Origin of the sequence: Sporosarcina sp. P29 (assembly GCF_002743265.1) — a bacterium.
GTDB lineage: Bacteria > Bacillota > Bacilli > Bacillales_A > Planococcaceae > Sporosarcina.
This window is the reverse complement of sequence record NZ_PDYX01000024.1, coordinates 1-13,059: the sequence shown is the minus strand read 5'-3', so window position 1 is coordinate 13,059 and position 13,059 is coordinate 1. Positions and strand designations below refer to the sequence as shown.

At 37.5% G+C, this 13,059-nt stretch carries 13 protein-coding genes; 7 read left to right on the top strand and 6 right to left on the bottom strand.

All coding sequences use genetic code 11. The annotated features are described in order from the left end of the window. Positions 1 to 2: 2 nt before the first annotated feature. The 3 genes from CSV68_RS14570 to CSV68_RS14560 all read right to left on the bottom strand — a co-directional run bounded on the left by CSV68_RS14570 (position 3) and on the right by CSV68_RS14560 (position 2,444). Positions 3 to 587, bottom strand: a complete 585-nt coding sequence (locus tag CSV68_RS14570; RefSeq protein ID WP_099635044.1) for a TetR/AcrR family transcriptional regulator — start codon at positions 585 to 587, stop codon at positions 3 to 5. Between the two features lie 154 nt (positions 588 to 741). After that, positions 742 to 2,103, bottom strand: coding sequence for an S-layer homology domain-containing protein (locus CSV68_RS14565; RefSeq protein WP_099662513.1), 1,362 nt, complete (start codon positions 2,101 to 2,103; stop codon positions 742 to 744). Next, positions 2,103 to 2,444, bottom strand: coding sequence for a hypothetical protein (locus CSV68_RS14560; protein ID WP_099635042.1), 342 nt, complete (start codon positions 2,442 to 2,444; stop codon positions 2,103 to 2,105). The genes CSV68_RS14565 and CSV68_RS14560 overlap by 1 nt, the downstream gene beginning before the upstream one ends. 282 nt (positions 2,445 to 2,726) lie before the next feature. On the opposite strand from CSV68_RS14560, the gene CSV68_RS14555 reads away from it, so the two are divergent. Then, the gene (locus CSV68_RS14555; protein ID WP_099635041.1) at positions 2,727 to 3,356 is read left to right on the top strand and encodes a YflT domain-containing protein; all 630 of its coding nucleotides are present in this window, start codon (positions 2,727 to 2,729) and stop codon (positions 3,354 to 3,356) included. A 183-nt stretch (positions 3,357 to 3,539) separates the two neighbouring features. Then, the gene (locus CSV68_RS14550; protein ID WP_099635040.1) at positions 3,540 to 4,223 is read left to right on the top strand and encodes a C40 family peptidase; all 684 of its coding nucleotides are present in this window, start codon (positions 3,540 to 3,542) and stop codon (positions 4,221 to 4,223) included. A gap of 40 nt (positions 4,224 to 4,263) precedes the next feature. On the opposite strand, the gene CSV68_RS14545 is transcribed toward CSV68_RS14550, so the two are convergent. Continuing rightward, complete coding sequence (locus CSV68_RS14545; protein WP_099662511.1) at positions 4,264 to 5,823, bottom strand: FMN-binding glutamate synthase family protein; 1,560 nt, start codon at positions 5,821 to 5,823, stop codon at positions 4,264 to 4,266. 182 nt (positions 5,824 to 6,005) lie between these two features. Continuing rightward, positions 6,006 to 7,001, bottom strand: a complete 996-nt coding sequence (locus CSV68_RS14540; protein ID WP_099635038.1) for an S-layer homology domain-containing protein — start codon at positions 6,999 to 7,001, stop codon at positions 6,006 to 6,008. Between the two features lie 322 nt (positions 7,002 to 7,323). On the opposite strand from CSV68_RS14540, the gene CSV68_RS14535 reads away from it, so the two are divergent. The 3 genes from CSV68_RS14535 (at position 7,324) to CSV68_RS14525 (ending at position 9,852) form a co-directional block, all read left to right on the top strand. Next, complete coding sequence (locus CSV68_RS14535; RefSeq protein WP_099635037.1) at positions 7,324 to 7,809, top strand: VanZ family protein; 486 nt, start codon at positions 7,324 to 7,326, stop codon at positions 7,807 to 7,809. Positions 7,810 to 7,892: 83 nt separating this feature from the next. Then, positions 7,893 to 8,192, top strand: coding sequence for a hypothetical protein (locus CSV68_RS14530; RefSeq protein WP_099635036.1), 300 nt, complete (start codon positions 7,893 to 7,895; stop codon positions 8,190 to 8,192). 247 nt (positions 8,193 to 8,439) lie between these two features. Beyond that, on the top strand, positions 8,440 to 9,852 hold the full coding sequence (locus CSV68_RS14525; RefSeq protein WP_099662510.1) for a GGDEF domain-containing protein: 1,413 nt from the start codon (positions 8,440 to 8,442) through the stop codon (positions 9,850 to 9,852). A 112-nt stretch (positions 9,853 to 9,964) separates the two neighbouring features. On the opposite strand, the gene CSV68_RS14520 is transcribed toward CSV68_RS14525, so the two are convergent. Continuing rightward, positions 9,965 to 10,546: a 3D domain-containing protein gene (locus CSV68_RS14520; protein WP_099635034.1), complete on the bottom strand. Its 582-nt coding sequence runs from the start codon at positions 10,544 to 10,546 to the stop codon at positions 9,965 to 9,967. 271 nt (positions 10,547 to 10,817) lie between these two features. Here CSV68_RS14520 and CSV68_RS17555 point away from each other — a divergent pair, with 271 nt between their 5' ends. Together CSV68_RS17555 and mgtE are read left to right on the top strand one after the other, a co-directional pair. Further along, the gene (locus CSV68_RS17555) at positions 10,818 to 10,949 is read left to right on the top strand and encodes a hypothetical protein (protein WP_255407216.1); all 132 of its coding nucleotides are present in this window, start codon (positions 10,818 to 10,820) and stop codon (positions 10,947 to 10,949) included. Between the two features lie 302 nt (positions 10,950 to 11,251). Then, complete coding sequence (gene mgtE, locus CSV68_RS14515; RefSeq protein ID WP_099635033.1) at positions 11,252 to 12,610, top strand: magnesium transporter; 1,359 nt, start codon at positions 11,252 to 11,254, stop codon at positions 12,608 to 12,610. Positions 12,611 to 13,059 lie beyond the last annotated feature (449 nt).

The window sequence follows — 13,059 nt, the reverse complement described above, 5'->3', positions numbered from 1 at the left end:
TGTTAACCTTTCACTGTTTGAAAATGCAGTGCATGAGACATGAAATCAAGGACTTCTTCTTTCTGTCTATCGGCTTCACTTTCATCATGTTGTGCATACAGGAATACTTGCTCGGCTGTCGATTCAATAAGACCGATAATAATCTTTGCTGTCCGGTCAGGTTTGATCGATTGGCGAACTGCACCTGCTATTTTGGCAGCTTCAAGCTTTTCGCTGATCCATTCATAAAATGGTGCGTATACCGATTCCCACTCCCTGATATGTTCTGTTGAAGCAAGCCCCGAATAGATGACGGCCAATATTTCGTAATACTCTTTGTTCACTTCAAATATCGCCTCTACCATTTGTTCAAACTGTTTCGGGTACGTGGCTTCATCATCAACCGTTTGTTTGACTATTTCAATCGTTTTCATAACCATTACTTCCGCAATTGCAGGCATTAGAGATAATTTTGATGGAAAGTATAAATAAAACGTCCCTTGTGCGATTCCTGCACGCTTGACGATATCAGAGATTTTCGTTTTCTCAATTCCCTGTTCTTGAAATACTTCTATAGCTGAATGTATAATCGCTGTCTTTTTCCCCAATGAATTCCCCACTCTCTCTATAGATTCTAATTAGTATATCGCAATGATTCTTTTCTAACAAATTAACCAAATTCATCAATGTAGCAGTCAGTATGCGTACAGCAATATAAAAAGTAATCATCTACATGTTGACGATGATTACTTTTACATTTATTTAATACTCTTCAAATCTACCATCATTTGATGCAAAGTACACATCAAAACTATTATTAGACGTTTCGATAGTGAAAATATACTCTTCATATTCATAGATTTCTTCCGTTACGTAATCACTCGCAGTTTCACTGTTTGAAAACTTGTAAGTGACTCGTGCAGGCTTCTGGCTTGGGTCCGAATAGAAGTAAGTTAGGATCTTCTTCGCTTCATCTATTGTTAGATTAAAATGATCCGCACTGACTAACGTAAACATATAGCTATCGATTTTCCACTTTCCGTTAACTTTTTTAAATATATAGTCCACTTCTCCGCCTGCAGTAGGACCGCCGCCCAATTCAATCGTATGCAACGTCAGTGTATTTCCCGTCTGCTTGAAGTCAAAGCGAGCAACTGGCTCTGCAATAAGCGTTGGGAAAGTCAACACATCACACGCCGTACAAACATGTGGATAGTACTCTCGTAAGTCTGCAATAAATGCATCCGTTGCATATAGCTTTAACTGATTTTGAATTTTGCTAAATGGTTGATTACTTTCTTTTCCTTGCAGTAAAACTGTTTCAAGTGCAAGTGGTAGACGGTTTGCCAAGTCCCACACATCATCTTTTTTCAAGAGATCCGCCTTTTGGATAGACTTCGCCGCGTCAACAGAACGTTGCAAGAATGCTGCATAATGAGCCCGTGTCACAGGTTGATTCGGGAAGAACATTCCATCGCTTCCCCTCGCTACCCCATGGGAGAATAATGCATTTGCATGCGGGTAACCCCAGTGAAACAGCTGTACATCTGCGAAAGCAAAATGCGTCTTCATTTGAAAACCAAATGCCAGGTCCAATACTTTAGCCATCTGAATTCTTGTCATCGGTGCATCGGGATTGAACTTCCCTTCCAGACCGCCACTGAATATCCCGGCTTCGGTCAGCTTCATAATCGGCACAAAGTACGGGTGACTCTTTGGTAGATCTTTGTATACTTGCTTTTCGCTTTGTAGTGCTGGTAACTTTACTACATCATTCAATAACTTTGCTACATGCTTTCGGCTAATTTGTGCCTGAGGTCGGAATGTACCATCAGGATACCCATTAATGAAGCCTTGCTCTTTCATACGCATAATATCTGCATAATTAGGATGACTGGTCTTTACATCAGTAAATGAGCTATCTGCATTTGCTGACAGGCTAAATACATTTAGTAGTAAAATCACACCCCATATACATATCCACCATCTAGTAAATTCTTTGTCCTTACGAGTATCCAATACAACCACTCCCTTTAATCGAGTATACGGAATAGATGAATAATAATCTATGAGTTTTAACGATAAAAATACCGCCCTTTGGTAGGACGGTATTTTTGCGTTCATTATTTGACTTCTTTTGTTTCTTGTACGAATGTTTCTCCACTTTTGCGTGCTTGGATATCAATGCTGTGATCTGAGTACTCTTTTTCTAGTCTTTCATAATATCTTTTAGTGACGAGTTTCGCTTCTTCCTGTTTCATGTCCTCATCCACCTCAAAATCTAATAATATAAATCCTCCTGCATCTTCTGTAATGACTAAACTAAGTTCAGATACCCCTTCCTCTTTTTCAAATTCCTTTTTTAAATCATTATCAATTATTTTCATATCCGATTTTTCAATATCTTCATTCACAACATTTTGTACAGGTTCGGTTTGTTCTGGTTCTATTTTATCTGAATCCACATTACATGCTCCCAACAACAAAAATGATAGAAAAAGAGGAACATACATTAGTCTTTTATACATGAAAAACCGTCCTTTTCTGTAGTTCTTTATGTTTCACACATTACCATATCGATAAATCAGTGACAAATATTTAGGAGGTAACTGCTCTTTGCAAAATCATTCGATTTATTATTTCAAGTTTAAGATCATAAGCAATCTTTTACCAACTACCTATATGTTTTTGAAGAACGCGAAACGGGTATATTATATAAAGCAACTATAAAAGAAGGAGGCTTTACAATGGATGAACTCATAAGCAAAACATTTATTGGTGTATATTATAACGATGCTGACCTTCTAAGTAAGATAGAGGAATTAAAAGAAACGGGTTATCTTGATGATAATATTTATGTAATCGCTAAAAATGAAACCGATGTATCCATGCTGCGCAGCAGAACAGGCGCGGATGTATACTCCGCATATGATACGTGGACAGATCGCTTTATAGGATTCTTAACTGGAGAAAATCATATTAAACAAATGATGTATGGCATCGGGATGGATACGATTCAAGTAGACCGCTATTATGAAGAAGTTCAACATGGCGGCATGATGTTATATGTAGATGAAGGCTGGGCTTACAGTGTGTATTCGAAAGACGAACATTCCTATACAGACGGATTATCGCCCAGTGCGTCTATCCCTGTCGTTGATCACGAAAGAACAAAAGATCCATTAATTGAGGATACGATGTCTGAACCATCTTATGGTGGATATGAACCTTTGCAAAACTCACCACATCCAGAAGTTCTGGCGGCTACTACTCAAGACGATACAATCCTGACGAATGATCTTACTACTGAAGAAGAGGATGCCGTAATATCTGAACAAATAGAGGATGAAGAACCTTCTGCGTTCCCTAAAAAATAACTCGATTTGTTATGAGCCTTCCTTTACTATAGGAAGGCTCTTCGCTTTGTTACAATTTGTTTACAAAACACGATTCTTGTAATCTCTTCTTAATATGAACGTAATGTTTAACTACTATGCTGTCGTGTAAGATATTATTCACAGCTAGATAATGATATATATTATTTTGGAGGAGAGAAATTCATGAAAAAGTTTTTATGTTCAATTTTGATGGCATCAGCCATGTTCGTCGGATTCTCTGGCGGTACAGCCGATGCGGCAAGTAAAGCTACAGCTAAGAGTGGTACATACATAACAGTACATAATGCAAACGTACGTGCAGATGCTGGAACAAAACATAGAAGAGTCTTCACATTAAAAAAAGGTACACGTGTTCAACTTACACATCAAAAATATGCAGGTAAACAATTGTGGTATAAAGTAAAGATCAACGGTAAAAGAGGATATGTTTCGAGTTCCCTATTAAAGAGATCTACAGGCAAAGCAGTAGCAGCGGCTTCCCATACTAAAGGCGGAGGATCTGGCGTTGTGAAAACAGCAATGAATTTGCGTGGAATCCCATATCGTTTCGGCGGAACTACAACTAGAGGTTTCGATTGCAGTGGATTCATCCAGTATTCATTCAAGAAAAATGGTAAGTCTATTTCACGAACAACAACTGGACAATATAAACAATCATCAAAAATTAAATCACCTAGACCTGGAGATTTAGTATTCTTCCATAACACATACCGTAAAGGAATTTCGCATGTAGGAATCTACGTTGGAAACAATAAATTCGTTCATGCAGGCGGTAAGAAATCCGAAGTGGTGAACTTAAACAATCCATACTGGAAATCTAAATTCAATAGTTTCAGACGAATATAATCAGTAAAACGACCCGATGAACATTCTTCGGGTCGTTTTTTTATTCGATTGAATGGATGTTTCCACGCTCATCTTTATAGATTACATGATGTCGTTCAAACTTGGTGGGAGAATCCAAACCTGCAGCGGCCGCCACACGGAATAATCCTTCTCTCATCGTCAAAATATAGTTGGTCACACGGAATTTCTTCTCTTCTACAACAAGTGCTCGCTGTAAACTCTTGTCCGTCGTTGCCACACCAGCTGGGCATGTATTCGTATGACATCGCTCTGCCATGATGCAACCTACTGAAATCATGAAGCCACGAGCAACTTGTATCAAGTCCGCACCTAAAGCCAAGGCTATCGCAGCCTTATCAGGTGTGATGATTTTCCCTGATGCAATCACTTTTACTCGATCACGCACTTCAAACTTACGTAACGCATCATCTAGCAAAATAAGTGACGAACGAAGTGGTAAACCTACACTATCCGCCAAGTCTTGATAGGTAGCGCCCGATCCACCTTCTGCTCCATCGAGTGAGATAAAATCAGGACCCATACCTGTTTCAGCCATATATGATGCCAATTCTTCAGCATCTTGCTTTCCACCTATAACTATTTTGATGCCCACAGGTTTGCCACCCGCATGACGGATATCTTCAATGAATGAAAACAACGTTGGATAATCATGGAACTGCTTAAAACGATTTGGACTGTTAATAGAAGTATAAGGTTTCACATTTCGAATAGCCGCAATCTCTTCTGTAACCTTCTCTCCTTCTACATGTCCCCCACGCATTTTTGCTCCTTGGGCCAACTTAATTTCAAACGCTTTAATTTGAGGTATTTGTGCTTTCTCTTTTACTTTTTCAATATCGAACTGCCCATCTTCTGTTCGGAATCCGAATAACCCTGACCCAATCTGCGCAATAATATCTGCTCCACCTACCAAGTGATGATCTGATACGCCCCCCTCACCCGTGTTCATCCATGCACCTTTGGCCATACCAATACCTTTGGATAATGCAGTAATCGCATGTTCTCCGAGTGCTCCGTAACTCATACCCGACTGACCTAATAAGCTACTCACGACAAATGGATGCTCACAATTCGGACCTAATACAATCGCATCTTCCTCGGGTAACAGCCAGGGCAATGTGGTCACTTCTTCGCGATGTTCTTTACGCGAGAATAAATTGTCCGTATCCACTTCATAGCGCATCGTACTCAATAGATTATCATTATCCACACGCATTTCTTCATTTTGCTTCGTAAACATAGCATTGCGAATGTAGTAACCAGGCTCTTGAAAGTCTCGTTTAGACCCAAACCCGATGACACTATTTAAATACTTCCCCGGCATCACCATATGTAAATATTCTTCACGGCTGAATGGCTTGCCGCTATTATCATCATTGAATAAATACTGCCTAACTTCCGGACCCGCCTTTTCAAACATATAGCGAACTCTTCCTAATATAGGATAGTTACGTAAAATTGCATGCTGCTTTTGACTTCGATCAAAAAAGTACAGAAAGATTCCTATACTAATTGGGATCGCTAATATGATCAGCACTACTAATGAGGTTGTAAAATTAATTCCTTCTAGCCAATTCATAGCAACATTCCTTTCTGTTTGTCTGTCATTTACCTGTACCCTTGATTGGTAGCTGATTAAACGTAAAAAAGCCCTATTCCTTTAATGTCTTCAAGGAATAGGGCGTGTAAGTAGTTTATCTTCGTGCTAGACTTATTTCAATTTGCTTAGCTACAATTGAAACTTTCATTTTAGTTGCATGCTTATGAAATTTCCTCTACTTTAAATTCGTATGTGAACTTATAAGAAGTGATTGTATCTCGTTGTCCTTCAGTTTCAGCTTTTGTCGTCAAAGTAAGCGTCCACTCATTACCCGACGTGAGTTCGTTTTTTAAATCAAGTACCGCTTTCGTTCCGTCTCCATTTGCTTTAAATGAAGCCAGCTCATTACCCTCAATTGTCAGTTGTTCAGCCTTTAGTACTTGCAAATTCTTTCCTTTTAACTCAATCTGCTTTTCACTAATTGCTTCAACAGAGGTGATTTCAGCTACTTCTGGTGCTTCCGGTGTTTCTCCGTCTGGCATCTTTACTTGTGAAGTTTTATAAAGAAATGAAGCGAATTGTGCACGTGTTGTTGTATCTTTCGGTCTGAAGTTTGGTGCAGCTGGATTCGTAATGTCAAAGAAGTCGAGTACGTCGATTGCAGTACGTGCTTCAGCTTTAGCCTTATTCAAATCTATTACATCTTTAGTAAACTTTTGTTTTTGTACGTATGCTGATAAATCTGTTTTGTTAACTGAATCGTAAGCACGAACCAAAACAATCGCCATGTTTTCACGCGTAATGGATCCCCCCGCATGTAATGACCCATCTTCATAACCTTTGAAAACGTTATTGTCTTTAACAATTGCAGCTGCTTGTAAGAGTTCATCATTCGACTTTGCAGTTAAATCTGTAAAACGTGGCTTTGTCTTATAGTCTGTCGGAACTTTGTAATCCATTGATACTAGCCACTTTCCCATTAACTTCACTACGTCAGAACGAGTTAAGGTTTTATTTGGCTTAAATGAACCGTCCGGATAACCAGAGATAACACCCGCTTTTGATAGTGCTTCTATAGCATCCTTGTGTGAGTTATTTTCTGCCACGTCAGTAAAGTCTGCTGCAGTGACGACTGGAGCCACCACTGATGCTACTAATGCAGCTGACGCTATACCTGTTAGATACTTATTAAATTTCTTTTTCGATTTTGATTTCATGAAAACATTTCCTCCTTTTGTTTACGAGCACGATTACAGGCTGGTTACACAATAGTATAAAATCACCCTGTTTCCATTTCACCAAAATTACTAGTTCAACAGAACAGACATACATCGAGAGATTATTGGCTACTTAAGTTATATAGTAGCATACCCTTACACAGTCGGTAAGAGATATCACAGAATTATTCCCTTGAATTGCAAAACTTCCTTCTAAAACTTAGTGGGCATATCACTCAATTAGCTATGGATATCTACTTGTAACCAAAGTGAAATATATATGGCTTACATGATAAGTTGCTTTTCATGATACAATTCCTATATGAAAAAATTACTCGCTCTTCTTTTATTAATCAGCATCATAGTCGGACTGTCGATCTCATCCAGTCAGACATACGAACAACAATCGCTTGTTTCAACATTACAAGAATTGCTACCAAATGAGCCCGGCAAAACTACTTTATCCACATGGGAATTTACTTATTGGAATAGAACCATTTCTATTGAAGAACGTGGATATTATCATTTTGTAGAATTTTTGATCCGAAAAGCTGCACACTTCATCACGTTTGGTTTTTTATCTTTAGTCATTTATTGGCTACTACCTAAGAGTAAGAGCCGCATATTATTGGCTGCACTATTTACCTTTCTATTAGCATGTGCTGATGAATTGCACCAATACTTTACAGGAGGCCGCACAGCCACGATGCAAGACGTTTATTTAGATACAGCAGGGGCAGTTACATTTCTTTTGCTTCTAGTGTTTATTCGTTTAGCCAATCACTTACGTAAAAAATTAGTTCCATAGTATTAATTAGGTCTATAGTATTCCTAACGTTTTTATGAGCACAGACTCTGTGTTATGATATTGACGAAACAGGAGGTTATCTAATGAATAACTCAGATGATCAGCAAATTCTTTCGCTTAGTTATATTTCCATCCACCGAGTCGTGGACCGTATAGAACAAACGCACCAAAAATCTTATCACACAATTTGCTTATTCCAAGATCGGATTACGACATCCGAGCGAATTTTCCCTCTAAAGCACGTATTTGATATATCCTATCGCCCTTTCTCCGGTCATACAGGATTATTTTATCTTCATACAAATGAAGGTGTTTTTACATTTGAAATAGAAGAAGAACCAGAACACTTCATTTCTTTATTTAAACAAATTCAATCCAATTAAGAAATATACAGTGTATAATCTAACGTCTTACTTCATATTCTGAGGTAGGACGTTTATACTTTCAAACTACGGGGTAAGTACAACTATTGTCTATACTACTTTTCGTTAAACGTTCTTGAAATAGGTACTTCCTAATATGTTATTTTATTATTCAACTGGTATAATAGCATTATACTTATGGAAATAAAGAACATTATATTGAGACTATATAAAATACTAAAACTTCCTATATCGGAGGAGAACAGCTATGGCAAGGGAAAATGAGATAACGGCTATTTATAGCAAAATTAATGGAGCAAGAAACGAAGGACGCTATGACCTAGTCATTAAACATGCAGAAAATCTATTAAATTCTGGTCTATCATCTTCAAACAATAATGCCGTTTTATCTGCGCATTACATTTGTGCGATCTCTCATTACTACACAGGTGATTTTGAAAAAGTTCTCTTTCATATAGAAGAGCATCATACACAATGTGTTTTGCATGGCAACAGGCCCGATTGTATGCGCTCTTATTATTTGCAATATTTCGTCAGCTCTTTCGCATTGGATTATGACAGAGGACAGAAGTTATTGGAAGACATGCTCTCCATAGCGATCGAGAATGAAGATTATTCTTATGTCAGCATGGCGTACAATAAACTAAGCCTTTTGCACAATAAAATAGAACAATATGATCAAGCTTTGGAATTTGCACAATTAGCGGTTTCATTTGCAGAAATGAAAGGTGTAAATAGGGAAATTTTATTGATTCGTGCGCATTTACACTTGATTGAATCCGCCATTAATCTACAAAATGCTCCTCTTGCTATGACTAGTCTTGATTATTTGCACCAATTACCTACTATGAATCATCACCCACGTGAAATAGCTTTCCTTGAAATCTTAAAAGGTAGATTCTATGATTTGATTGGCGAGCCCGAAAAGGCTTTCCACTTTTATACGATGGCAAAACAACGTGAAGAAAAACTGAAAGATTATTCTTTACTGAAAGATATCCAGCAAAAACGAATTGTGTTGGCAGAAAATCTATGTAGTTTTGATGAATTAGCAATTATTCAGAAGGAGTATATCGATTTATTGCATGAAATTGAAGACAGTCAATTAGTTAAAGCTGCGCTCGAATTGCAAATCCGTCTGCAAGGTTCTTCCAATCAAACCAGTGAAAACAAGGATTACTTAACAGGTATTTATAACCGAAAGTATTTAGAAGAAACAACTAACCTATGGTTGACGGAAGCCAAAACAACTAATAAATCCGTAGTTTGTATTGTATTCGACATCGATAATTTAAAAACTATCAATGACACGTATGGTCATCTAATTGGCGATGAAGCCATTAAATTTGTTGCTCATACTTCTATTAATGAAATACGAAAAGAAGATGTACTAGCTCGTTTCGGTGGCGATGAATTTGTTTTAGTTATGCAAGATATTTCTTTGGCTAATGCAAAAAGAAAAGCTACTTTACTTGCCGGAAAAATTGAATCCTTGTCATCTACTTCAGATGTGATACCCATTCCAATAACAATTAGCATAGGACTCAGTGACAATAAAATGCGCAGTATGAATGCCTTCAATGATCTATTTCACTTAGCGGATCTCGCCCTTTATAAAGCAAAAAAGAATGGTAAGAACCAAGTCGTTTCGTTCATATAATTCAAACATGGATACCAGTATAACGGGATTCATGTTTTTTCTTGTCAAAAATAGAAAAACATTCAACAAAAAAAGCCTACACAGCAAGAATGCTATGTAGGCTTTCAATATATTAATTAAGAACTTTTACTTTTACGTTTTTACGGCCCCATTGGTAGGCAGCTGATTTAGTTGGAATGAATACGTCGATTTTATTACCTTTGATTGCTCCGCCAGTATCTCCAGCGACAGCATATCCGTAACCTTCAACGTGAACTTTTGTTCCTAATTTGATAACACGTGGATCTACTGCAATTACTTTCAAATCTGGATTTTTACGCAGGTTCAAGCCTGTTCTTGTAATACCTGAACAACCATTACAATGTGCTGTATATGCCGTTGCGCTTACCATAAGTTCTTTCGATACACTATCTCCATTTGAACGAGATGGTGCACTTTGTTTCTTCGGTGTGCTTGCCGCCACTTTAGAAGACTTTACTAAACGCAATTTTTGATTTGGATAAATAACTGTTGATTTTAAGTTATTCCATTTCTGAATATTAGAGACAGACACATTGTTTTGTAGAGAAATTTTATATAGTGTGTCACCTTTTTTAACTGTGTGAACTGATGCTGCGGCCGATGTTTCATTCATCCCGCTTGTGAATACTGTGATTAACATGGCTACTGTCATTGCAAATAATAATTTCTTCAATATGCCACCCCTAACGATTTGATAACCTTATCTTACCAAGTCTATATTACAGTTAGATTACAAACGTGAAACAATGCAATGACAGTACCTACTATTATATTACAAATACCGTGTTTTCTGTTCGAATTAAGTGACAATTAGGACAGGAAGCCCTGCATTCTATATTATATTTTGATATATACATGCAATTTCTGATTGGAATCTATTATAAAGGGGATTTTTATAAGTAATGCAAAACCATATTCTACTAATTTGAAGGAGGATCTACTCTTTGAAGAAAAGGCATATAGTTGAACAAACATGCACACATGCTATCGAAGATGGACTTGCAGTTGCGTTGATTGGAATGGGTATCTCCGAAGCTCATCACTATTATGATCATTTCAAATACGGAATTGGTTGACTTACATCTATATGTCAAAGTAACACATACTTCCTATACGACAGATCAAATTCACAAACCTACTCGAGGAGCAATCGAAAGAAGTCCGTTGATTTATCCGAATCCACTAGCTGAAAATCAAAGCTATAATCCTTTAACTAATTCAAAATCAGTTGACAAAAACACTCTCATTTAATTCAATAAAGTCTCTTCGGAGGCTTTTTTATTGGCCAAAATAACTTCCTTTGCGTCATGTGGTTTCTTTCCTTCTATAGTAGGGAATGATTGACTATAGTTATTTACAAATAAGCGAGGTGCGTTACATGCCGGTGATTCGGGATCAAGATGATGTTTCACGAGCAATTATACAATTAATCAAAGATGGTAATCTGGAATCCGTGAAAAAAGCAATTAAAGAACTGCAACCTAAAGAAATAGCTGCTCAGTATAAACGATTGCCACGAAAACGACATACTACATTTTTAGAAGTATTGGATAAAGATCAATTGGTTAAGATGCTAGGCTTTCTTTCAAAAAATGAAAAGTTACGCGTACTGGATTTAGTCGGGCCCATTCGTTCTTCAGAACTGCTAGAGGAAATGAAAAGTGAAGACTTGTCCGATCTTTTGTCTGATCTATCAGATAAACAAGCGGATAAACTCATAGCTAAATTGCGCCTAGAGGAAAAGAGAAATATTTTGCAGCGCCGAAAGTATCCAGTTGATTCAGCAGGACGGATTATGACGACGCGTTATGTATGGGTTCATCAGTCATACACTGTTGAAAAAACGATTGAAAAGCTTAAGCATTATGAATCCTTTGCTCATTACTTAAATTACGTATATATCATTAATGATGAAAAGCAATTAGTAGGTGTGCTTTCCTACCGGGATTTATTGCTCGCTAAGGCAGATTGTATAGTAACAGAAATTATGGAAACCGGTCTTGCAAAGGTATCTGATACGACTGATCAAGGCGAAGTAGCCAAAATGATTGGACGATTTGATTTCGTATCACTACCTGTTGTCAATGAAGAGAATATATTAGTGGGAATCATACGGGCTGATGAAGTACTTGATTTAGTTGTCAGAGAAGCAAACAAAGATATTGAAATGCTTTTTGCTTCCGGTAAGTCTATCGACTTCAACACAAAACCTTTAGTAGCAGCCTATCGTAGACTCCCTTGGCTCATTCTATTATTATTTATCGGACTCGTTTCAGGTAGTATCATTTCTAAATTCGAAGAAACGCTAGAAGCGGTTGTCGCTCTCGCCTTCTTTATGCCGATGATTGCGGGAATGACCGGTAACACAGGAACACAATCATTAGCGGTCGTGGTACGTGGACTAGTATCTGAAGACTTGAATATGAAAAAGTCGCTACACTTAGTCTTTAGAGAATTAATTGTCGGTATTATATTAGGTGTCGTCTGTGGTGCCGTCATCTCCGTGATCGCCTATGTATGGCAAGGTAGTTTTACACTAGGATTAGTAGTCGGTTCCTCTTTAGTTGCCACACTGATTATTGGAACGATTGCAGGAACGGTTATTCCTTTAATCCTTAATAAATTCAAAATAGATCCAGCCGTAGCTTCAGGCCCTTTAATTACGACGATCAATGACATCCTTTCATTACTGATTTATTTTGGAATTGCAACGATGTTTATCTCAAAATTAATGTAAGTGAATATTCTGATTACTCACGTATATAATTAGAACATTCCGCATACAATATGTTAATGAAAGGTTAGTGTAAGGTTCATGTAATTTATCTCAATTTGATGCCAAACACTACAGAAAGATGACATTCTTCACAGTTTGATGATTTGCGTTTATTACGTTTTTGATAGGTTATACTACTAGTAACAGCAATTGCACAAACGGATTTGGGTTGAAGTTTGGTGCAGCTGGGTTTGTGATAGCGAAGAAGTAAAGTCGAATAGTCTGTACCGCTTCGTCGAAGAGCGAGTACATACCAAAAAGCCCCGCGGCCATGGGTAAACTGTACCCTATAAGATGGACACTTTGAAAAAGTCCCTCTTATAGGGTATTTTTATGTATACTATGAAAAATGATGTCGGGGGTGGGATCAAATGACTAACATATTATTTACTAAAAAAGAACAGGAGCAA

Coding starts and splice junctions, on each gene's coding strand:
- CSV68_RS14525 (WP_099662510.1), top strand. CDS start 8,440: ATGGCAAGGGAAAATGAGATAACGGCTATTTATAGCAAAATTAATGGA.
- CSV68_RS14535 (WP_099635037.1), top strand. CDS start 7,324: ATGAAAAAATTACTCGCTCTTCTTTTATTAATCAGCATCATAGTCGGA.
- CSV68_RS14540 (WP_099635038.1), bottom strand. CDS start 7,001: ATGAAATCAAAATCGAAAAAGAAATTTAATAAGTATCTAACAGGTATA.
- CSV68_RS14545 (WP_099662511.1), bottom strand. CDS start 5,823: ATGAATTGGCTAGAAGGAATTAATTTTACAACCTCATTAGTAGTGCTG.
- CSV68_RS14550 (WP_099635040.1), top strand. CDS start 3,540: ATGAAAAAGTTTTTATGTTCAATTTTGATGGCATCAGCCATGTTCGTC.
- CSV68_RS14555 (WP_099635041.1), top strand. CDS start 2,727: ATGGATGAACTCATAAGCAAAACATTTATTGGTGTATATTATAACGAT.
- CSV68_RS14565 (WP_099662513.1), bottom strand. CDS start 2,103: ATGAACGCAAAAATACCGTCCTACCAAAGGGCGGTATTTTTATCGTTA.
- CSV68_RS14530 (WP_099635036.1), top strand. CDS start 7,893: ATGAATAACTCAGATGATCAGCAAATTCTTTCGCTTAGTTATATTTCC.
- mgtE (WP_099635033.1), top strand. CDS start 11,252: ATGCCGGTGATTCGGGATCAAGATGATGTTTCACGAGCAATTATACAA.